This window comes from Streptomyces sp. SID13031, assembly GCF_010548305.1.
Lineage (GTDB): Bacteria > Actinomycetota > Actinomycetes > Propionibacteriales > Kribbellaceae > Kribbella.
The window spans coordinates 350,671-369,340 of record NZ_JAAGLV010000006.1; the positions used below are offsets into that span (position 1 = coordinate 350,671).

The following is an 18,670-nucleotide window of genomic DNA, read 5'->3' on the forward strand; positions in this document are numbered from 1 at the left end:
ACCTGTGTCAGAGAGCTGAGCGTTGGGCTATCCAGCTGTCGTGGAGGTGGGTGTAGATGCCGCCTGCGGCTACCAGTTCCGCGTGGGGGCCTCGTTCCACGATCTTGCCGTCGTCGAAGACCAGTACTTCGTCGGCGGCTTCTGCGGTGGAGAGGCGGTGGGCGATGGTGACCGAGGTGCGGCCGGTCATCAGGCGTTCCAGGGCCGCGTTGACCCGGACTTCAGTGCCGGGGTCAACCGCGGAGGTCGCCTCATCGAGGACCAGAAGATCGGGGTCGGCGATGTTGGCTCGGACCAGGGCGACCAGCTGGCGTTCTCCGGCCGACAAGGACTCACCGCGCTGACCGACGGGTGAGTCGAGGCCGTCCGGCAGCGACTCCAGCCAATCGGTGAGACCCAGGGATTCGAAGGCGTCCAGGAGTTGGGTGTCGGTGACTTCCGGCCGGCCGAAACGGACGTTCTCGGCCAGGGACGAGTCGAACAGGTAGCCGTCCTGCGGAACCATCACCACTCGCTCGCGCAGGGATGCGAAGGCGATCTCGCGAGCATCCACCCCATCGAGCAGTACTGCGCCCGAAGTCGGGTCCATCAACCGGGTGAGCAACTTGGCGAACGTCGTCTTGCCCGAGCCCGTCTCGCCGACCACCGCGACCCGGCGATGCGGTTCGAGCCGGACGTCGACATCGCGCAGTACCAGGTCGCCGTCGGGATAGGCGAAGTTCACGTCGCGGAACTCCACCGTCACCGGCCCGCGCGCCTGATGCACGCCCGACTCCCCCGGGTCGACCACGTCGGCCGGCGTCGCGATGACCCCGAGCACCCGCCGCCAGCCGGCGAACGCGCTCTGCGCATCTGTCAGCACCTGGGTCGCGATCTGCACCGGGTCGGAGAACAGCGCGACCAGGAACATGAACGCCAGGATCTCCCCCAGCGTCGCGTTGCCGTCGACCCCGAGCAGCACCCCCGCGGTCAGCACGCCCGCGTTCGCCAGCCCCGCCGCGAGACCGCCGATCGAGAAGGTGATCCCGGTGATCGCCTGCGCCTTCGTGGCCGTCTTCCGGTAGTCCTCGATCGAGGCGTCGATCCGCTCCTGCGTGCGCTTCTCGATCGCATAGGCCCGCACGACCTGTGCCCCGACGACCGGCTCGGCGATCGCGGACAGCATCTCGCCGACCTTCGCCCGGACCACGCCGTACGCCGCGGACATCAGCCGCTGCAGGGACTTCAGGCTCGCGAACAACGGCAGGAAGCAGATCAGCACGACCAGCGCGAGCTGCCACGAGTAGACGAACATCACCACGGTCGCGAGCACCATCTGCCCGATGCTCACCAGGAAGATGAACCCGCCGAACTGCAGGAACTGCGACACCGTGTCCACATCGGACGTCACCCGGCTCACCAGCGCACCCCGCCGCTCGGTGCTCTGGGTCAGCACCGGCAGATCGTGCACGTGCCGGAACGCCTTGATCCGCATCGTCGCCAACCCGCGCTCGGAGTTCGTCGCGAGCCGTACGGTCGTCAGGTACGACGCGAAGGCCGTCACCAGCACGCCGCCGAAACACGCCACGCACATCCACGCGACGAACGACATGTCCGGCCCGCCAGGACCCGACAGCCCCTTGTCGATGCTCTGCTGGACAGCGATCGGTACGACGATCCGCCCGCCCGTCATCGTCAGCGCGAGCAACCCGGTGATCCACCACCCGCGCGCCAACTCCGGCGACACCCGCACCCCTTGGCGAAGCGTCTCCAGGCCACCCGCGTTGTCACCGGCGTCGAGGCGGCTGGACGATGCGGCGCTCACGCGGACGCTCCTTCGGAGTCGAGATCATCAAGTTCTGCTTCGAGCGCAGCCTCTTCCTCACGCCGCGCCGCGTCCTTCTCATAGGCGTCCACCAGGTCCCGGTACGCCGCCGAGCGCTCCTGCAGCTCGACATGCGACCCCTGGTCAGCAATCCGCCCTTCGTCGAGGAACAACACCTCGTCGGCCAACGCGATCGTCGCCTTGCGATAGGCGATCACCAGCACGGTCGTCGCCGCCTCGGTCCCCTGTACTGCGGTCCGCAGGCCGGCCAGGATCCGCGCCTCGACCTGCGGATCCACGGCGCTGGTCGCGTCATCGAGGATGAGCAGCCGCGGCCGCCGGACCAGCGCCCGGGCGAGCGCGATCCGCTGCCGCTGGCCACCGGACAGCGTCGTACCGCGTTCGCCGACCTTCGTGTCGAGCTCATGCGGCAAGGACTTCACGAAGCCGTCGCCCTGCGCGATCCGTAGCGCGTCCCAGACATCCTCATCGGCGAACTCACCGCCGAGCGTGATGTTGCCGCGGATCGTGTCGTCGAACAGCCAGGCCGTCTGCGCGACCAGCGCCACCGACCCGGCCAGCTCGTCGCGAGCCAGCGACCGCAGATCGACCCCGTCGACCGCGACCACGCCCTCCTCAGGGTCGACCAGCCGAGTCAGCAACGTTGTCATCGTCGACTTGCCGGAACCGGTCGGGCCCACGACGGCGACAGTCCGCCCGGGCTCGACCGTGAAGTCGACCCCGGCGAGCACATCGCGGCCGGGGAGATACCCGAAGCGCACATCGGACACGTCGAGCCGAGCGGCCGACGACGCCGTGAGCCGCTGGTCGCCGTACTCCATCCCGCCCTCGGCCGTGAGTACGCGCTGCACCCGATCCCAGCCGACCACGGATCGCGGCAGCTCGCCGAGCACCCAGCCCAGCGCGCGGATCGGGAACCCGATCAGCGTGAACAGGAACGCCACCTGCACCACGTCACCGGCATCGGCGGCCCCCGAGCGAACCCGGCCGACCCCGACGAGCAGCACGGCCAGTACGCCGATGCGCGGCAACCCCTCGATCACCGGATCGAACGCGCCACGAGCCTTGTTGACCGCGATGTTCGCGTCGCGCAGCGCCTCGGTCGGACCGCGGAAGCGCTCGGTCTCGGTCGCCTCGCGGCCCAGCGTCTTGACCACCAGCGCGCCGTCGAACGACTCGTGCGCGACCTCGGAGACGTCCGCGCGGAGCTCCTGGGCACGGGTCGCGAGGGGCTGCAGCTTGCGTTGGAAGATCACGTTCGCGACGAAGACGAGCGGGAAGACCAGGCAGCCGACGAGCGCGAGCCAGACGTCGGCGGCGAACATCGCGGCGGTGGCGAAGCCGAGCATCGCGATCACGCCGACGGCCATCGGCAGCGGGGCGATCGGGTACCAGGTCGATTCGACGTCCGCGTTCGCGTTGGACAGCAGCTGGCCGGTCGGGTGCTTGTGGTGCCATTCGAGCGGCAGTGTCAGGTACTGCCTGGTGACGCGACGCCGGTACGTCGCCTGCAGCCGGAACTGCATGACGCCCGCCCCGATCCGCCGCCCGACGACGCCGATCGCGCGCAGCACCGCGATGCCGAGGAACAGCGAGACCAGCGAGGCGATCGCGCCGAAGGTGGTGTCACCGCGCTCCAGGGCCGGCCGGATCACGCGGTCCGTGGCCCAGCCCAGCGCCCAGCCGTCGGCGACCGTCATCGCGCCGTACAGCATGCTCGCCAGCACCGACCAGGCGAACACCCACGGCTCTTCCCAGATCGCCACCCGCAGGACCGCGAACCCCCGCCGGGTCACACTCCCCTTGCTGGGAACTTTCGGCTGAAGCACGCAGACATCCTTAGGACGACACTGTCAGGACCGTAGCCAGCCACGAGACTGACAACGATCGCCATTCTGCCATTGTGCGCCGACAACTACGATCGAGTTGTGACCGACTACAGCAAGGTAGAACGACTCGCCCTGTGTGACCTGTTCGACCAGGTCGGGCCTGATCAGCCGACGCTCTGCGAGGGCTGGACCACGCATGACCTCGCGGTTCACCTGTATGTCCGGGAGAGTGACCCGATCGCGAGTCCGGGCATCATGATCGCGGCGCTGGCCGACACCACCGCCCGCCGGATGGAGCACGCGAAGACGAAGTACAGCTTCACCGAGATCGTCGACAAGGTCCGCAACGGGCCGCCCGGGTTCTCGATCTACTCGTTCCCCGGCCTCGGTCACAACCTGAACACCACCGAGTACTTCGTGCACCACGAGGACGCCCGGCGCGCGGTCGAGGGTTTCACCGTGCGGGAGCTGCCCGCCGAGCAGCAGCACGGGCTGTGGCGAGCGGTGAAGTTCACCGTCAAGACGATGACCCGCAAGGCGCCGACCGGGCTCGTACTACGCCTGCCGGACGGCACCGAGACGGTCGCGAAGAAGCCGACCGACGCCGGCTCGGTCACGCTGACGGGCGAGCCTGCCGAGCTGGTGCTGTTCTGCTTCGGCCGTCAGGCGGTCGCCCAGGTCGAGCTGGATGGCGACCCGGAGTCGGTCGAGAAGTTCCGCTCGGCGTCCTTCGGCGTGTGAGCCCACAGCGGGCCCGGCTCACTCCGAGACGGGCTGGCCGGCCGGCTGTTTCGCCGCGGCGGCCTTTTTCCGCAGGCGCTGGACCAGGCTGCTGACCACCGTGGTCAGCAGCACCAGCACGATCGCCGCCACGACTCCCTGCCACGGCTCGGGGAACAGCGCGTACCCCAGCAGCCCGATCGCCATGTAGACGACCGCCCACAACGACGACGAGATCAGGTCGACCACCGCGAACCGGTGCCACCGGTACCCCGCCAGCCCGGCCGCGAGCAGTACGGGCACGCGTCCACCCGGGATCAGCCGCGACGTCAGCAAGACGGTGATCTCGTGCTCGGCCAGCCGCACCCGCAAGGCATCGAGCGACGCGTTGTTCCGCAGCCACCCGATCCGCGTGGCCAGCTTCTCCCCGCCGGCGCGGCAGGCGGCGTACACGATCAGGTCGCCGATATACGCCCCACCGGCGCCGGCGATCAGTACGCCGACCAGCCCGATCGGGTTGCTGTGTGACGCCAGTACCGCACCCGCCGACACCGCCGCTCCGGTCGGCAGGATCGGCAGCACAGCCCCGATCAGGACGGCCCCGGCGAGCGCGGCCAGATAGATCCAGCCGAAGTCTTCACCCATCATTACCGAGCACCTCGGTCGACTCTCCTGGCGCCAGCAACTCCACCTTGACGGCGGGATCCAGGTCGGCCATCGCCTCCATGAACTTGTCTCCCGGCGGCAGGAACAGCTCCGGCCTCAGCCGGTCGAACCCGATCGGCCAGAACGTCCCGAAATGCACCGGTACCGCGATTCGGGCGCCAACCCGCCGAACCGCCTCGGCGGCCCCAGCCGGGTCGAGGTGCCCAGGCCCCAGCGAAGGCCCCCAGCCACCCACCGGTACCAACGCCAGGTCGACCGGACCGGCCTCGGCCGCCAGGTCGTCGTACAGGTCGGTATCACCGGCGAACCAGACGCTCGGCGAGCCCTCGACGCGGAACCCGACCGCCGGTCCGCGATGCGACGACCATGGCAGCCGGCGACCGTCGTGGTGAGCGGTGACGACCGTGATGTCGAGGTTGCCGATCCGCAGCTGGTTGCCAGGGGCAACCTCGATGCAGCGGTCGGAGTAGAACGCGCCGCTGTGGACATGGATCAGCTTGGCCGCGCCGCGCGGTACGACCAGCGCAGCGTCCGGCGAAACCAGCGGCAGCGACGTCAGGTGCAGGTGATCAGCATGCATGTGCGACACCAGTACTGCGTCACACTGCCCGGCCTCGGGCGTCGGCGCGGGGCCGCGACGGCGCCGGACGTGCGCGATCCGAGAAGTCAGCACCGGATCCGTGAGGAGTCTGGTGCCGCTCGACTCGATGGTGGTGGTGCTGTGCCCCCACCAGGTGATCCGCACTCTCAGGCCTCCACGCTTGCATCCGTCGAAGTGGCCACCCGATCCACCTGGTCCTCGGGCGCACTTTCACTGTCGTCTTCGTTGTTGTCGTCGTGCTTGCGCTGGCCGAGCTGGTCGAGCCAGCTGATCAGGAGGTGGTGCACCGCGTCGGAGCCTACGGGTGGCTCCTCGACCGCCCAGCGCCGCGGGTGCACGAGAACCGCCTCGGTCTGCCAGCCACCGATCCCGCCGTGGCAACCGACCAGTTCCTCGAACGCGGCCACCTCCCGGGTGTACTCGTCCAGCCGGCTGATCACCACGATGTCGCCGTTGTGCGGCATCTCGGCCTGCCGGAGCATCGACGCGGCCGCCATCGGACCGTACGGCTGCAGCGGGTCGATGCCTTCGATCCGGCCGGAGCGCAGCACGTGGACGCCTGCCCGGCCGATCGCGACCGGCCCTTCCGCGAGCGAGTCCACCACGACGAAGCCGATGCCCGGATGCATCGCGAGCCCAGGGATCAGCCGGGGGTGGAGCAGCTCGATCTCCTCCAACGGCACCCGGCCGGGTGTCCTGGCCAGGTAGATCAGAGCCAGGTTCCCCGAGGCCGTGACGATCATCTGCTCGTCGGCCGCGATCGGCGGCTCGCAGTCGGCGGGGCCCAGCTCGACCTCGCCACGCTTCGCCTTGCCATGAAGCGCCTTGCGGGTCACCTTGCCCCCCACGCTGGCGCGCAGGCTCAACTCGGTCAGGAACGCGTTGACCGGCCCCCAGCCTTCGGACCGGCCAGTGGCGGCGACGGGCGCCTTGGTGGTGTCGACCAGGTCGTCGACGACCTGGGTCAGGGTTCGGCCGTACCGCTGCAGGAAGGTCGAGCCCTGGCTCTGGCCGTGGTCGGACAGGATCACGATCTCGTACGAGTGCGGCAGCAGGTCGATGATCCGCTTGAGCGCTCCGAGCACCCGGTCGAGCCCTTCGAGCGTCTGCATGGACTCCGGCCGGGTCGGGCCGGCGTGGTGGGCGACCTCGTCGTAGTCGACGAAGTCGCAGTAGATCGCCGGGGTGCCCTTGACCAGCTCGTCGGTGATCAGGGAGACGTTCAGGTCGCGCAGCAGGACGTTGGAGATGGCGCGGAGGAAGATGTACGAGCCGCCGCGGTTGACCCGCGGTACCAGGTTGCGGACGCGCTGCCGGCGGGCCTGGTGCAGCTCCTTGACCATCTCGGCGACACAGAGCACGAGCCCGCGGGCGGCACCCTGCGGACTGGAGAAGAACCGGACGTACCCACGGCTCCGGCCGGTCGGCAGCGCGGCCCGGCTGAACACCAGCTCCGACGTGGGCGCATCACCCGACCAGTTGTTGCTGATACTCGCGCCACCGTCGGCGAGCAGTCCGCGGCCGGTCGACATCCGCGCCTCGATCTCGGCGGCGTCCCGGGCCCGGTTCGTCACCATCACCCGGCCGGTTTCCTTCTCATACCACCGGAAGGCCGGGATCTGCCCCGAACCGCCGTGCAGGATGCCCGCCTGGCTGGCCGGCGTGGTCGCCGGTACGCCGGTGTGCCACTCGAGCATCGAGTGGCTACCGTCCCGGATCCACCCACCCAGGTGCGGCAGGTTGCCCGACATCACCATCCAGTTGAGCAGCGGAGCGGACAGCCCGTCGATCTGGATGATCAGCATCCCGGTCTTCGGGGCGGCCTGGATCTTGCGCGCCCGGCGGCGGACGACCCGCATCACCTCGGAGACGTAGGCGTCGTCACTGCCCGCGTACGCGATCCAGCCGACGAAGGCGCTGACCGACGACATCACGATCGAGACCACGAACGGCGCCTCGACCCCGCCGTGCAGGTGCACCCCCGGATCCAGGGTGACACCCAGGTACACGACGCCGAACTGGCTCAGCAGCCCGCCGACCAGGACGCCGACCGAGCCGATCAGGACCGCGATCCCGGCCAGGATCCAGCGCACGATCAGCCCGATCACGGCGAGGATGACGACCAGCCGCAGGATCGGCCACGCGCCGTCACTGCTGCTGATCTGCGGCAGCGTCCAGAAGGTGATCAGGAGCGAGACCAGCGAGGCGAGCCCGCCGAGGATCATCGCCTGCAGGCCACGGGTGGTACGGCGCAGGTCCAGCCAGACCGGCCGGCGCTGCCGCCGGTCGATGGAAATCTGCTCGGGTGGTTTCGCCATCAGGTACTTCGTACTCCCCGTTCGCGCGCGTCTCTGCCACCCCGAGCCTACGAGCCCCACCCCGGCAACCGCACACTCCGCCACACCCATTCTCCCCTGACCCCTACCGCCGCCGTCTCAGGGGTTAACCCCTGAGACGGCGGGTTGCCCAGCCAGATTCTCGGGGGGCAACCCACCGGCTGGGGGGTTGACCCCTGAAACGTGGGCGGGGCGGGTTACTGGAGTTCCAGGTAATCCACTTCCGTGTAGAGGTCGCCCTTGGTGAGGCGGATGGTGTTCCAGCCGGCGTTGAGGGTGATCGGGGCCGACGTCTGGCGCCAGTTGTCCCAACCTGCTGCCGGGTAGCCGACCGAGCCCTGGCTGTTGCCGTTGACAACCACGCCGTGACTCGCCGTCGCGCCCATCCCGTTCGCGTAGCCGACCCAGAGCGTGTAGCCACCGGCCGACGGAGCGAACACCGAGACCTGGACCCAGGAGTCCGCGTAGTCGATGTAGGCGGCGACCGCGCCCCCTGAGGCGCCTGCAGCTCCGGTACGGACCTGGCAGTGGTTGAGCGTGCCGCGCTCCGCTTCGGTCCGGACCCGGCTGCCACGGACCACCGGGAAGTCGTTCGCCCAGCCGAGGTCGGCGACGTACAGGTGTCTCGAACCGTTCACCCAGCCGTGCAAGAAGACTTTGCCGCCCACGAAGTCGGCACCACCAGGGCCGCAGACGTGGTTGTCGAAGCTCGCCGTGGTCATCAGCGGGCGGAACGCGACGGTCCACGGGCCGTTGAGGCTCGGCGAGGTCGCGTACGACGTCTGGTAGTTGCAGTCGTTATAGCCGCCGCTGGAGTAGAAGAGCACGAACTGACTCCCCCGCTGGACCAGATCGGGCGCCTCGATCACGCCGCTCGCCGTGAGCATCGCGGTGTTGCCGCCGGTCAGGGCGGTGCCGTTGTTCGTCGTCCGGGTCAGCCAGAGCGTGGACGGCTGGCCGATCGCGTTGCCGTCGTTCTTCCAGGTCAGGTACCGGGTGCCGTCGTTCGCGACGAACGTGTTCGCGTCGATGGCGCCGCCCTTGTCGAGCGGGCAGATCAGCGGCTGCGTGCCGACCGGGGTGAACGGACCGAGGGCCGAGCTCGCCGTGGCGACGCCGATGCATTGACGGCCGGAAGCCTTGTGCCAGGCGGTGTAGGTGAGGGTGTAACTCCCGTCCGGGTTCGGGTAGACGTCTGGCGCCCAGGTGCGGCCGGCCTGCGCCCAACCCGCCGACGGGCCGCCGGGCATCGCGTCGCCGCGGATCGTCCAAGGACCGTTGGCGCTCGGCGCGGAGGCGACCGGGACGTGCCCGCGGCCGTTGTTGGTCGAGTAGGCGTACCAGGTGCCGTTCTTCTCGAAGACGTCAGGATCGGGGAAGTCCTCCCCGATGATGTCGGCGGGGAAGGCCGCCGCAGTGACGCGCTGGACGGCGGCGTGGGCGGGTGAATTGAGCAAGGTGATGGGCAGGGCCAGGGCGGCGAGCGCCGCGACGATTCTGTTGTGCATGAGTGACTCCTCAGGTGGGGCGGTACCTGTGCGGCCCACTTTTACATCGATTCACCTGAGAATCGAGGGCTGGAAATCATTTCGATCCCTTGACAGTTCATGAACTTGAGTGGAAATTCTTTCCACATGAACGCGACGGACATCCTGCAGCGGTTGCGCGAGCTCCGGCCCACCATGGGCGGCGCGCTGGTCCGGATCGCCGACTTCCTGCTGGCCGAGCCGGCCGAGGCAGCCCGCCTCACCATCACCGATCTCGCCGACCGCACCGGTACGTCGCCCGGAACCGTGACCCGGTTCTGCCACACGGTCGGGCTCTCCGGGTTCGCCGCCCTCAAGGTCGCGCTCGCCGAGCAGGTCGGCCGGTCCGGGACGAGTCGCTGGCGCACCGACATCGGCCGGCAGATCGACCCGGGCGACGACCTCGACCAGGTCCTCAAGGTGATCGTCGCCGCCAACACCCAGGCACTGCTCACGACCGCGGACCAACTCGACCTGGCCACCATCGATCAGGTCGCCCAAGCGATCACCGAGGCACGCGCGATCCATCTCTTCGGCGTCGGCACCAGCGCGATCACCGCCGATGAGTTGCGGATCCGGCTGCAGCGGATCGGATTCGCCTGCTGGCTGTGGCCCGAGCTGCACGGCGCGCTCATCTCGGTCGCGCTCGCCGACCAGCGCGACCTCGTGATCGGCATCTCCCACTCCGGCCAGATCACCGAAACCATCGCCGTACTGCGCGCCGCGGCCACCCGTGGCGCCCGCACGGTGGCCATCACCAATGACCGCACCTCCGCCCTCGCGGCCGAGGCCGAACTGGTCCTCACCACAGCCCAGACGGGCGCTGCACCAGCCGACGCGCTCGCCGATCGGCATGCGCAGCTACTGGTACTCGATGTCCTCTACACCCGAGTGGCTCAGCTGAACCACGCCCGCACGCTGACCGCCCTCGAAACCACCGCCGCCGCGATCGATCCGTACCGGGTCCCCAAACCCAAGCGCCGCCGCACTCCGCCCAGCTGAAGGAGTCCCCATGACCACCACCCGCCGTACCGTCCTCGGTGGCCTCGTTGCCTTAGGCACCAGCCTCGCCGCACCCCGGGCGATCGCAGCACGTTGTCCCGCCGACGCCTCCTCGGCGGCCGCTTTCACCTTCCTGGCCGAGAAGATCGACCAGTACGGCAGCGGCAGCACGCTGCGCGTTCCGCAGAGCTACACCGGCGGCTTCTTCGCCGGCATCAACTTCGTCTCGTCCTTCCTGTACGACGAAGCGCTCACCATCATCGCGTTGATCCACGAGGGGTCCGCGGCCCAGTTGACGCGGGCGAAGGTGCTCGGCGAAGTACTGCTCTACGTCCAGCAGCACGACCCGATCGGCGACGGGCGCACGCGTGCGTCGTACCAGCCGAATCCGCTGATCACCGCGGACGGTACGCCGTACATCGGCTCCCCCGCGGCCTACAGCGGTAACCAGGCCTGGGTCGGGATGGCGTTGTGCCACCTCTACCAGCGGACCGGCCAGCGGAAGTACCTGACGGGCGCCCTGACCGCCGCGAACTGGATCCAGTCGAAGACCTGGTCGGCCGCCGGCATCCCGGGCTACACCGGCGGCCGCAGCGCCGACGACCAGCCGCTCACCTTCAAGGCGACCGAGCACAACATCGACATCGGCGCGTTCTTCGCGATGCTGAACCGCCAGACCGGTGACCGGAGCTGGGCGTCTCGCTCGGCGCAGGCGTTCGCCTTCGTCCGCGCGATGTGGGACAACCCCGGCCGGATGCTGTGGACGGGCACCAATCCCGACGGCATGACGATCAACCATTACCCGATCCCGGCCGACGTCCAGGTCTGGGCCTATCTGGCCACCCGCGATCCCCGCTACAGCCAGGCGGTCGACTGGGTGATGGCGAATCTCGCAGCGTCCGACGGCGGTTTCACCGGTATCAGCTTCAGCAACACCGATACGAGCAAGGTGTGGTTCGAAGGCACCGCCCACCTGGTCACCGCGCTCAAGGTCCGCCGGGCTCGTGGCGACCAAGCCCGCGTCGACACCTACCTGGCCAGCCTCCGCGACGCCCAGCTGCGCGCCCCCAACGCCGACGGCAAGGGCATCGTCTCCGCGTCCTCCGACGGCCTCGACACCGGCTTCGGCGATCTGTACTACGCCTCGCTCCACACGGGCGCCACCGCCTGGTACCTGCTGGCCACCACCGGCACCAACCCCTTCGTCCTCTAGTTGAGCCTCGTCTAATAGATCAATCGATCGGGCATGATCACTGGACCGGAAGGTCCTTGGGATAGAGACTCCGGGGTAGCTGGTTGGTTTCCGCCTGAGCGTTGAGGGGTTCTTGTGAGTAAATTACCGAGAGTGTCGGGCCGTGGATTGGTGGCGGTCGCGGCGGCAGTGGCGGCGACGGCAGGGCTGGTCGGGCAGTCGGCCGGCGCGCCGGCCGCAGTACAGCAGGTGCAGGCGACCGGGCTGCAGCAGCAGCTGGACACCTTGCTCGCCGATTCGCGATTCCAGGGGTCGCAGGTGGGCCTGCTGGTCCGGGATGCGACCACTGGCGAGACCTTGTACGACCGGAACAGCGCGACGCGGTTGCTGCCCGCGTCCAACACGAAGCTCTTCAGCTCGACGGCCGCGATGCACACGCTGGGGACCGGCTTCCGGTTCCATACCGACGTACTGGCGACCGCGCCGGTCAAGAGCGGGAAGTTGCGCGGAGACCTTTATCTGAAGGGATTCGGCGACCCGACCGCGCTCGAGTCCGACTACGTCGCGCTGGCCAAGCAGATCGCCGGCGCGGGCATCAAGCGGATCGACGGCAACCTGATCGCCGACGACACGTACTTCGACCACGTGCGCCTCGGCGACAGCTGGGCCTGGGACGACGAGCCGTTCTACTACAGCGCCGAGATCTCCGCGCTGACGCTCGCTCCGAACACCGACTACGACTCCGGCACTGCGATCGTCGAGAGCCTGCCCGGCGCCACGGTCGGGGCACCCGTCAAGCTCAAGGCCGTCCCGGCGAACGGCGTACTCAAGCTGGTCAACACCGCCACGACCGGCGCGGCGGGGTCGGCCAACACGCTCAACATCGAGCGTGACCATGGCACCAACGTCGTCCGGATCACCGGGTCGGTACCGGCTGGTGCCACCGTCGGCACGGAGTGGATCACCGTCTGGGAGCCGGCCCTGTACGCCGCTGACGTGTTCCGCCGCGCTCTCACCGCGGAAGGCGTCCGCGTCGACGGGAACATCCGCGCGGCCGCGACACCGGCTGCTGCCAGGCAGCTCGCCCGCGACGAGTCCATGACCGTCGGCGAGCTGATGACACCGTTCCTCAAGCTCTCCAACAACATGCACGCCGAGACGCTGGTCAAGGCGATGGGCGCGGTTACGAAGGCGAACGGCAGCTGGCCGACCGGCCTGGGCGTCGTCACGGCGTACGCGAAGAGCGTGGGCGTCGACACCGCCACCATCCGGCTGTCCGACGGCTCCGGTCTGTCCCGCAAGGTGAACGTGACGGCCAAGAGCGTCACGGACATCCTGCTCGCGGCGCAGAAGGAGCCCTGGTTCAAGCAGTGGTACGACGCGCTGCCGATCGCCGGGAACGCGGATCGCTTCGTCGGCGGCACCCTGCGAACGCGGATGGCGAACACCCCGGCGGCGAACAATCTGCACGGCAAGACGGGGTCGCTGACCGGCGTGACGGCGCTGTCGGGCTACGTGTCGACCAAGGACGGCCGCAAGCTGGTCTTCTCGATGATCTCCAACAACTACCTGACCAGCCCGCGCTCGGTCGAGGACGCGGTCGGCGTGACGCTCGCCTCCTGGACCGACCAGGCACCGGTCGCGGCGGTCAAGCCAGACACCAGTCGGAGGGCCCAACAAGCCGCTGACGACTGCGACGGCAACGACTGGATCAAGGCCTGCTGATGGGCCTGAAGGTTTGCTAATGGATTAGACAGTTCGGTGGTCGTTCAGCACGATGTGGGGATGACCGCCGTACTGCCCGCAGGGCACACCTTCCGCCGGCCGACCAAGGACGACGCGTCGGCGATCTTCGAGCTCGTCGCCGCGCGCAACACCGCGGCCGTCGGCTTCGCCGACTTCACCCTCGACGACATGCTCGACGAGCTCGCCGAGCCCGGTTTCGACCTGGACCTGGACGGCTGGCTGGTTTTCACCGGCGATGCTCTCGCCGGCTATGGCACCGTCTTCGGCAAGGGCGACCACCAGCTCCTCGACATCGACCTGTACGCCGCCGACCCCGCCGTGGCCGAGTGGCTACTGGCTCGGATCTACGAGCGCGCCCAGGAGCTGGGCCGAGCCCACGGCCGCTCCGAGGTGACGCTTGACGTAGGCGTCTACCGCGCCGAGACCGGAAAGCGCGAACTGCTGGCCGGCGACGAGTTCGCGCCCGGCACGACGTACCACCGGATGCGGATCGACCACACCGGGCCGGTGACGGCGCCCGACGTACCGGCGGGCGTGGTGCTTCGTCGCGGGGCGCTCGACGAGGCAACGCGGCGGACGGCGCACGCGCTGCTGACGGAGAGCTTCACCGGGCAGTACGGGTTCATGTCCCGCTCGTACGAGGAGTGGTTCGCGGGGCGGGATGCGCAGTCGACCTTCGACTGGTCACAGCTGCACGTGCTCGAGCTGGACGGGCGCGCGGTCGCGTTCATCGAGAACAACGACCAGTTCATCGAGGACGAGAACTGCAACTACGTCAGCCGGCTCGGGGTGCTCGAAGAGGCGCGCGGACGCGGGTTGGCCAAGTTCCTGCTCCGGGACGCCTTCGCCGCCGACGCCGCGGCCGGGCGGACCGGCACGATTCTGCATGTGGACACGAACAATCCGACGCCCGCTCTGGGTCTCTATCTCTCGGTCGGCATGGCGGCGGTCCTCGTCATCGACGTCTGGCGGCGCACGCTGCCGGTCGCCTGATGGCCGGCCTTCCGGACGGGATGACCGTCCGCCCGATGCGGCTCGACGATGCGCCGGCGATCCAGGCTCATCTGTCGAGCTACAGCATCTCGCTGATCGGCGTGCATCAGTACAGCCCGGAAGGCGTCGTGAACTTCCTCCGCGAGCCGGCGCTCGACCTCGCCACCGACACCTGGCTGGTCAGCTCCGGCGACGAGATCACGGGGTCGGCGGCCACCGTCCGGATGGCCGGGCGGGTGAATCTCGAGGTCTCCTCGGGTGATCGGGACGTCGCCGGGTGGCTGCTTGACCAGGCGATCGAGCATGCCACCGAGCGGGCTCGCGAATCCGGCGAGCCTGAGCTGCTGATGGCTCTCGGCATGCTCCGCGCGGACCGCCAGCTCGCCGAGCTGGCGCAGGAACACGGTCTCGCCCTCGCGACCTCCACCGACCGGATGAAGATCGAGCACACCGGCCCGGTCGATCCACCGGCCGTACCGTCCGGGGTGACCGTGCATCGCGGCGCCTCGGACGAGAAGGTCCGGCGGGCCGGCCATCAGGTGATCGCCGAGTCGTTCGCCGACCAGCCCACCGCGGTCCCCCGCCCGTACGACGAATGGGTGGAGTCCCGCGACAGCAGGTCGACCTTCGACTGGTCGGGGCTGACGGTGCTTGAGCTCGACGGCCGGCCGGTCGCAGTACGGGAGTGGGATCGCAACTACGTGAGCTCGGAGAACTGTGGGTACATCGGGCGGCTCGGCGTACTGGCCGAGGCTCGTGGCCGGGGGCTCGCCAGGTTCCTCCTGCGAGACCAGTTCGCCCTCGACGCGGCCGCCGGCCTCAGCGGAACGCTCCTGCACGTCGACACCTCGAACCCCACACCGGCGGTCAAGCTGTATGTGTCCGCCGGGATGCGGCCGGACATCGTCAACGACATCTGGCGGTCGACGCTGCAGCTCTGAAGCTCAGTTCAGGACCACCCGGTTGCCGGCGCTTCCGGCCAGGACTCGGCGGTTTCCCACCTGCCAGTGCAGATCGAGCGGGGTCTTGAGCGGCTCACCCTGCGGCCTGAAGCACTGCATGCCTACGGAGCTCTGGGGCAGGACCGAGTAGCGGTAGGCGGCGACCCGGATCGTCTTCGTGTCCTGTTCGAGGACTCGGACGATCACGTGCGGCGTGCACGTCTCCGTGTCGCCGCGCGTGGCCTGGACGATCAGCCGGGAGGGGCTGACCGGGTCGCGGGAAACCGAGGTGACCTCGATCTCGCGGTCCAGAGTCAGCAACGTCGTGCCCTGTTTGAACTGGGCCGGTGGTGGTCCGACGTCCAATGAGCCAGGCTCGGGCGTCGAACTGGTGGGGGTTGGTGGACCGGCCGGGCCTACCTCGGCCCGCTGAGCATCGACGGCGACGATAGTCGCTGCTCCAGCCACGACGCCGATCGTCGCGGCTGCGATCACCAGCTTGCGATTCCGTCGCCGACGGCGGGCAGCACCTGCGACGTACTCGAAAGGTGGCGCCTCCTCGGGCGTCTGCTCCTCGACGTACTCGATCAACAGGTCGGACTCGGGATCAGGCATGGCCAGGCACCTCCTCGTCGACGACCAGCAGCGGAGCGAGCGCCTGGCGGGCGCGGGCGAGCCGCGACTTCACCGTGCCTCGGGGTAATTGCAGTTCATCGGCGATCTGTTCGATCGGCAGGTCCATCACGTAGTACAGAACCGCGACCGCGCGATGCGCCGGACTGAGCTGGGCCAACGCGGCAGCCACGTCCAGAGCGTCTTCCTCATCAGGGCCTGGTACTTCGGAAGCGCGGCCGGTCAGCTTGGCCAGCGCGCGCGTCGCCACCTGTTGACGCCGCAACCTGCTCACCAGCGCCCGTACTGCGACCGCTCGCACCCAGGCCTCCGGGTCGTCGTACCGGCGGATCTTGTCCCAGCGGTCGAGCAGCTTCACGTAGGCGTCCTGGGCGATCTCCTCGGCGTCGGCGCGGGAGCCCCCGACGGAGACGAGCAGGCCGATCAGGCGCGGCCAGGTACGGCGGTAGAGCGCCGCCACCTCGGCCGCCGGGTCACCGTCGATCTCCCTCACACCCGTAACACGCGCTGCTCCCCCGTTCGGTTCCACCCTTGCCCCGACTCTTGCCCCAGCGAGATGTGAGAGATTACTCTCGAAACATGTCTCTCAGAAATCCGTACGACGATTTCGAGATCACCGACCCGCAGGCGATGCGCGCGTTGGCGCATCCCGTCCGGCTCGCCGCGCTCAGCTACCTGCAGAAGAACGGACCCGCCACCGCCACTCAACTGTCGGTCCACGTCGGCGCCTCGCCTTCGGTGACGAGCTGGCACCTGCGCCACCTCGAGACGTTCGGGCTGGTCAGCGACAGCCCTCCCCCGGACGGCGGCTCCGACAAGCGGCAGCGCTGGTGGAAGCCGGCCGCGCGGGGCTTCCGGTTCCAGATGCCCGAGACGCCCGAGGGCGCCGAGGCCGGCCGGATGCTGCGGACCGAGATAATGAGCCAGGCGCTCGACCACGTCCAGCAATGGCTGTCCGACACCGAGCCCGTCCTCGACCCCGCCTGGAGTCGCTCGACCGGCTCGTCGAACACCCGGCTGACGATCACCCTCGCCGAGGCCGAAGCAATCGAGAACGCGATCGAAGACCTGCTCGCCCCGTACGTCCAACGCGGCGAGTCCGGCGCACCCAATGATGCCCACCCGGTCCGCCTGATCCGCATGGCGTTGCCTGAGGCAACCAATTGACCAAGCGAGGCGCTCCATGACAACCCCCGCCCAGCAATCCCCTGACGCCCAGACACCGGCGTCTGACCGCACCACCCCGCCCCCGCAGGGCGAAGCGGGCGCCGGAGGCGCCGCCAGCTTGTGGCGGGACAGGCAGTTCCGGACCTTCTGGTCTGCTCAGAGTGTTTCCGAGTTCGGTGATCGGATCAGCGAGCTCGCCCTGCCGCTGATCGCGGTCACCATGCTCAACGCCTCTCCCAGCCAGGCGGGCTTCCTGACCGCGGCGGTCTGGCTGCCGAACCTCGCGTCACTCTTCATCGGCAGCTGGGTCGACCAGCACCGCGACAAGCGCCCGTTGATGATCGCCGCCGACCTGACCCGTACCGTCCTGCTGCTGTCGCTGCCGGCGGCGTACTGGCTCGACATCCTCACCCTCGGCCAGCTCTACGCGATCGCGATCCTGGCCGGTACCGCGCATGTCGTCTTCAACACGGCGTACGCGTCGTTCTTCGTCCGGCTGGTCAAGCGGGACCAGTACCTCGAGGCGAACAGCAAACTGGCGGCGACCAGGTCGATCTCCTTCATCGCCGGTCCGGCCGTCGGCGGCCTGCTGGTGCAGTGGTTGACCGCGCCGATCGCGCTCGTCGTCGACGCGATCTCGTTCCTGTTCTCCGCGGTACAGGTGAGCCGACTGAAGGTCGAACCGGGAGAAGCCGACGGCGGCGAAGAGTCCTTGCTGGCCAGGGCGCGAGCCGGGATGGGATACCTGCTTCGGCACCCCTACCTCCGCGCGAGCCTCGGCTGCGCGACCACGGTGAACTTCTTCAACATGATCGGCATGGCGCTGCTGGTGCTGTTCGCGAGCCGCAACCTGGAGCTGTCCGCCGGGACGATCGGTATCGCCTTCGGCATCGGCGCCTCGGGCGGACTGGTCGGGGCGCTCGCCGCCAAGACGCTCGCCCGGCTGATCGGCGCCGGGCGGTTGATCGCGATCAGCTCGGTGATCTTTCCCGCGTCGCTGGGGATCCTGGCTTTCGCCGATGGACCGGTCTGGATGCGGGCGGGCACGCTGGTCGTCGCGGAGTTCGTCGGAGCCTTCGCGGTGATGTGCTTCGACATCCCGCTGAACTCGCTGCAGGCAGCCGTGACGCACGACCACATGCGCAGCCGGGTGGCCGGCGCGTTCAGCAGCATCAACTACGGCGTGAGGCCGCTCGGCGCGGTGATCGGCGGCCTCCTGGGCACCTGGCTGGGTGTCCGGGAGACGTTGCTGATCTCCGCTGCCGGCGGCCTCTTCGCCGTACTGTGGCTACTCCCCTCGCCGATCATCCGAACCCGCGACCTCCAGGCTCTCGAGCCACCGGCGATGTCTCGTCTGAGGGGTTAGCCCCAAGGCCGGTTAGTTAGGGGAGTTGGTGTGGTGTCAAGGGCGTGTTGAACGTGGAGCAGCGGAGCTCCTTAGGTAGACAGGTTTGTCCTCGCGAGACAACCAGCTACCAGAAGAGGCTCCGCTG

General features: G+C 68.7%; 16 protein-coding genes. 8 read left to right on the forward strand and 8 right to left on the reverse strand.

Annotated features, from left to right (window positions below; genetic code table 11):
• Nucleotides 1–7 precede the first annotated feature (7 nt).
• Together G3I17_RS15390 and G3I17_RS15395 are read right to left on the reverse strand one after the other, a co-directional pair.
• Complete coding sequence (locus G3I17_RS15390) at nt 8–1,804, reverse strand: ABC transporter ATP-binding protein (protein ID WP_164596681.1); 1,797 nt, start codon at nt 1,802–1,804, stop codon at nt 8–10.
• Nucleotides 1,801–3,654 (reverse strand): ABC transporter ATP-binding protein, encoded by a 1,854-nt coding sequence (locus G3I17_RS15395; RefSeq protein ID WP_164596682.1) that lies wholly within the window; start codon nt 3,652–3,654, stop codon nt 1,801–1,803. The genes G3I17_RS15390 and G3I17_RS15395 overlap by 4 nt, the downstream gene beginning before the upstream one ends.
• Before the next feature lie 99 nt (nt 3,655–3,753).
• Between G3I17_RS15395 and G3I17_RS15400 the strand changes: the two genes are divergently transcribed.
• Nucleotides 3,754–4,395, forward strand: coding sequence for a TIGR03085 family metal-binding protein (locus tag G3I17_RS15400; protein ID WP_164596683.1), 642 nt, complete (start codon nt 3,754–3,756; stop codon nt 4,393–4,395).
• Nucleotides 4,396–4,413: 18 nt separating this feature from the next.
• Here G3I17_RS15400 and G3I17_RS15405 read toward each other — a convergent pair whose 3' ends face one another.
• The 4 genes from G3I17_RS15405 to G3I17_RS15420 form a co-directional block, all read right to left on the reverse strand.
• Nucleotides 4,414–5,022 (reverse strand): VTT domain-containing protein, encoded by a 609-nt coding sequence (locus G3I17_RS15405; RefSeq protein ID WP_164596684.1) that lies wholly within the window; start codon nt 5,020–5,022, stop codon nt 4,414–4,416.
• Complete coding sequence (locus G3I17_RS15410) at nt 5,012–5,785, reverse strand: MBL fold metallo-hydrolase (protein ID WP_343238316.1); 774 nt, start codon at nt 5,783–5,785, stop codon at nt 5,012–5,014. The genes G3I17_RS15405 and G3I17_RS15410 overlap by 11 nt, the downstream gene beginning before the upstream one ends.
• A gap of 2 nt (nt 5,786–5,787) precedes the next feature.
• Nucleotides 5,788–7,959, reverse strand: a complete 2,172-nt coding sequence (locus tag G3I17_RS15415) for an alkaline phosphatase family protein (RefSeq protein WP_203590215.1) — start codon at nt 7,957–7,959, stop codon at nt 5,788–5,790.
• Nucleotides 7,960–8,174: 215 nt separating this feature from the next.
• The gene (locus G3I17_RS15420; RefSeq protein ID WP_164596685.1) at nt 8,175–9,485 is read right to left on the reverse strand and encodes a family 43 glycosylhydrolase; all 1,311 of its coding nucleotides are present in this window, start codon (nt 9,483–9,485) and stop codon (nt 8,175–8,177) included.
• A 126-nt stretch (nt 9,486–9,611) separates the two neighbouring features.
• Here G3I17_RS15420 and G3I17_RS15425 point away from each other — a divergent pair, with 126 nt between their 5' ends.
• The 5 genes from G3I17_RS15425 to G3I17_RS15445 all read left to right on the forward strand — a co-directional run bounded on the left by G3I17_RS15425 (nt 9,612) and on the right by G3I17_RS15445 (nt 15,377).
• A complete protein-coding gene (locus G3I17_RS15425; protein WP_164596686.1) occupies nt 9,612–10,505 on the forward strand; it encodes a MurR/RpiR family transcriptional regulator in 894 nt (297 codons plus the stop codon).
• Nucleotides 10,506–10,515: 10 nt separating this feature from the next.
• Nucleotides 10,516–11,718, forward strand: a complete 1,203-nt coding sequence (locus G3I17_RS15430) for a hypothetical protein (RefSeq protein WP_203590216.1) — start codon at nt 10,516–10,518, stop codon at nt 11,716–11,718.
• Nucleotides 11,719–11,850: 132 nt separating this feature from the next.
• Nucleotides 11,851–13,422 (forward strand): D-alanyl-D-alanine carboxypeptidase/D-alanyl-D-alanine-endopeptidase, encoded by a 1,572-nt coding sequence (gene dacB / locus G3I17_RS15435; RefSeq protein WP_203590217.1) that lies wholly within the window; start codon nt 11,851–11,853, stop codon nt 13,420–13,422.
• A 60-nt stretch (nt 13,423–13,482) separates the two neighbouring features.
• Entirely contained in the window at nt 13,483–14,436 is a 954-nt protein-coding gene (locus G3I17_RS15440) for a GNAT family N-acetyltransferase (protein WP_164596687.1), read from the forward strand.
• The gene (locus G3I17_RS15445; protein WP_164596688.1) at nt 14,436–15,377 is read left to right on the forward strand and encodes a GNAT family N-acetyltransferase; all 942 of its coding nucleotides are present in this window, start codon (nt 14,436–14,438) and stop codon (nt 15,375–15,377) included. Before G3I17_RS15440 ends, G3I17_RS15445 begins: the two co-directional genes overlap by 1 nt.
• A gap of 3 nt (nt 15,378–15,380) precedes the next feature.
• On the opposite strand, the gene G3I17_RS15450 is transcribed toward G3I17_RS15445, so the two are convergent.
• Nucleotides 15,381–15,992: a hypothetical protein gene (locus tag G3I17_RS15450; protein WP_164596689.1), complete on the reverse strand. Its 612-nt coding sequence runs from the start codon at nt 15,990–15,992 to the stop codon at nt 15,381–15,383.
• Nucleotides 15,985–16,503 (reverse strand): sigma-70 family RNA polymerase sigma factor, encoded by a 519-nt coding sequence (locus G3I17_RS15455; protein ID WP_164596690.1) that lies wholly within the window; start codon nt 16,501–16,503, stop codon nt 15,985–15,987. Before G3I17_RS15455 ends, G3I17_RS15450 begins: the two co-directional genes overlap by 8 nt.
• Before the next feature lie 86 nt (nt 16,504–16,589).
• Between G3I17_RS15455 and G3I17_RS15460 the strand changes: the two genes are divergently transcribed.
• Both G3I17_RS15460 and G3I17_RS15465 read left to right on the forward strand, forming a co-directional pair.
• Nucleotides 16,590–17,177, forward strand: a complete 588-nt coding sequence (locus G3I17_RS15460) for an ArsR family transcriptional regulator (RefSeq protein WP_164596691.1) — start codon at nt 16,590–16,592, stop codon at nt 17,175–17,177.
• Nucleotides 17,178–17,193: 16 nt separating this feature from the next.
• Nucleotides 17,194–18,543 carry an MFS transporter gene (locus tag G3I17_RS15465; RefSeq protein ID WP_164596692.1) on the forward strand — a complete coding sequence of 450 codons (1,350 nt, stop codon included), beginning with the start codon at nt 17,194–17,196 and terminating at the stop codon, nt 18,541–18,543.
• Nucleotides 18,544–18,670 lie beyond the last annotated feature (127 nt).

What these genes read in the sequence shown, in the direction of transcription:
- G3I17_RS15405 (WP_164596684.1), bottom strand. Translation starts at nt 5,022, where the DNA reads ATGATGGGTGAAGACTTCGGCTGGATCTATCTGGCCGCGCTCGCCGGG.
- G3I17_RS15415 (WP_203590215.1), bottom strand. Translation starts at nt 7,959, where the DNA reads ATGGCGAAACCACCCGAGCAGATTTCCATCGACCGGCGGCAGCGCCGG.
- G3I17_RS15420 (WP_164596685.1), bottom strand. Translation starts at nt 9,485, where the DNA reads ATGCACAACAGAATCGTCGCGGCGCTCGCCGCCCTGGCCCTGCCCATC.
- G3I17_RS15425 (WP_164596686.1), top strand. Translation starts at nt 9,612, where the DNA reads ATGAACGCGACGGACATCCTGCAGCGGTTGCGCGAGCTCCGGCCCACC.
- G3I17_RS15430 (WP_203590216.1), top strand. Translation starts at nt 10,516, where the DNA reads ATGACCACCACCCGCCGTACCGTCCTCGGTGGCCTCGTTGCCTTAGGC.
- G3I17_RS15440 (WP_164596687.1), top strand. Translation starts at nt 13,483, where the DNA reads ATGACCGCCGTACTGCCCGCAGGGCACACCTTCCGCCGGCCGACCAAG.
- G3I17_RS15445 (WP_164596688.1), top strand. Translation starts at nt 14,436, where the DNA reads ATGGCCGGCCTTCCGGACGGGATGACCGTCCGCCCGATGCGGCTCGAC.
- G3I17_RS15450 (WP_164596689.1), bottom strand. Translation starts at nt 15,992, where the DNA reads ATGCCTGATCCCGAGTCCGACCTGTTGATCGAGTACGTCGAGGAGCAG.
- G3I17_RS15460 (WP_164596691.1), top strand. Translation starts at nt 16,590, where the DNA reads ATGTCTCTCAGAAATCCGTACGACGATTTCGAGATCACCGACCCGCAG.
- G3I17_RS15465 (WP_164596692.1), top strand. Translation starts at nt 17,194, where the DNA reads ATGACAACCCCCGCCCAGCAATCCCCTGACGCCCAGACACCGGCGTCT.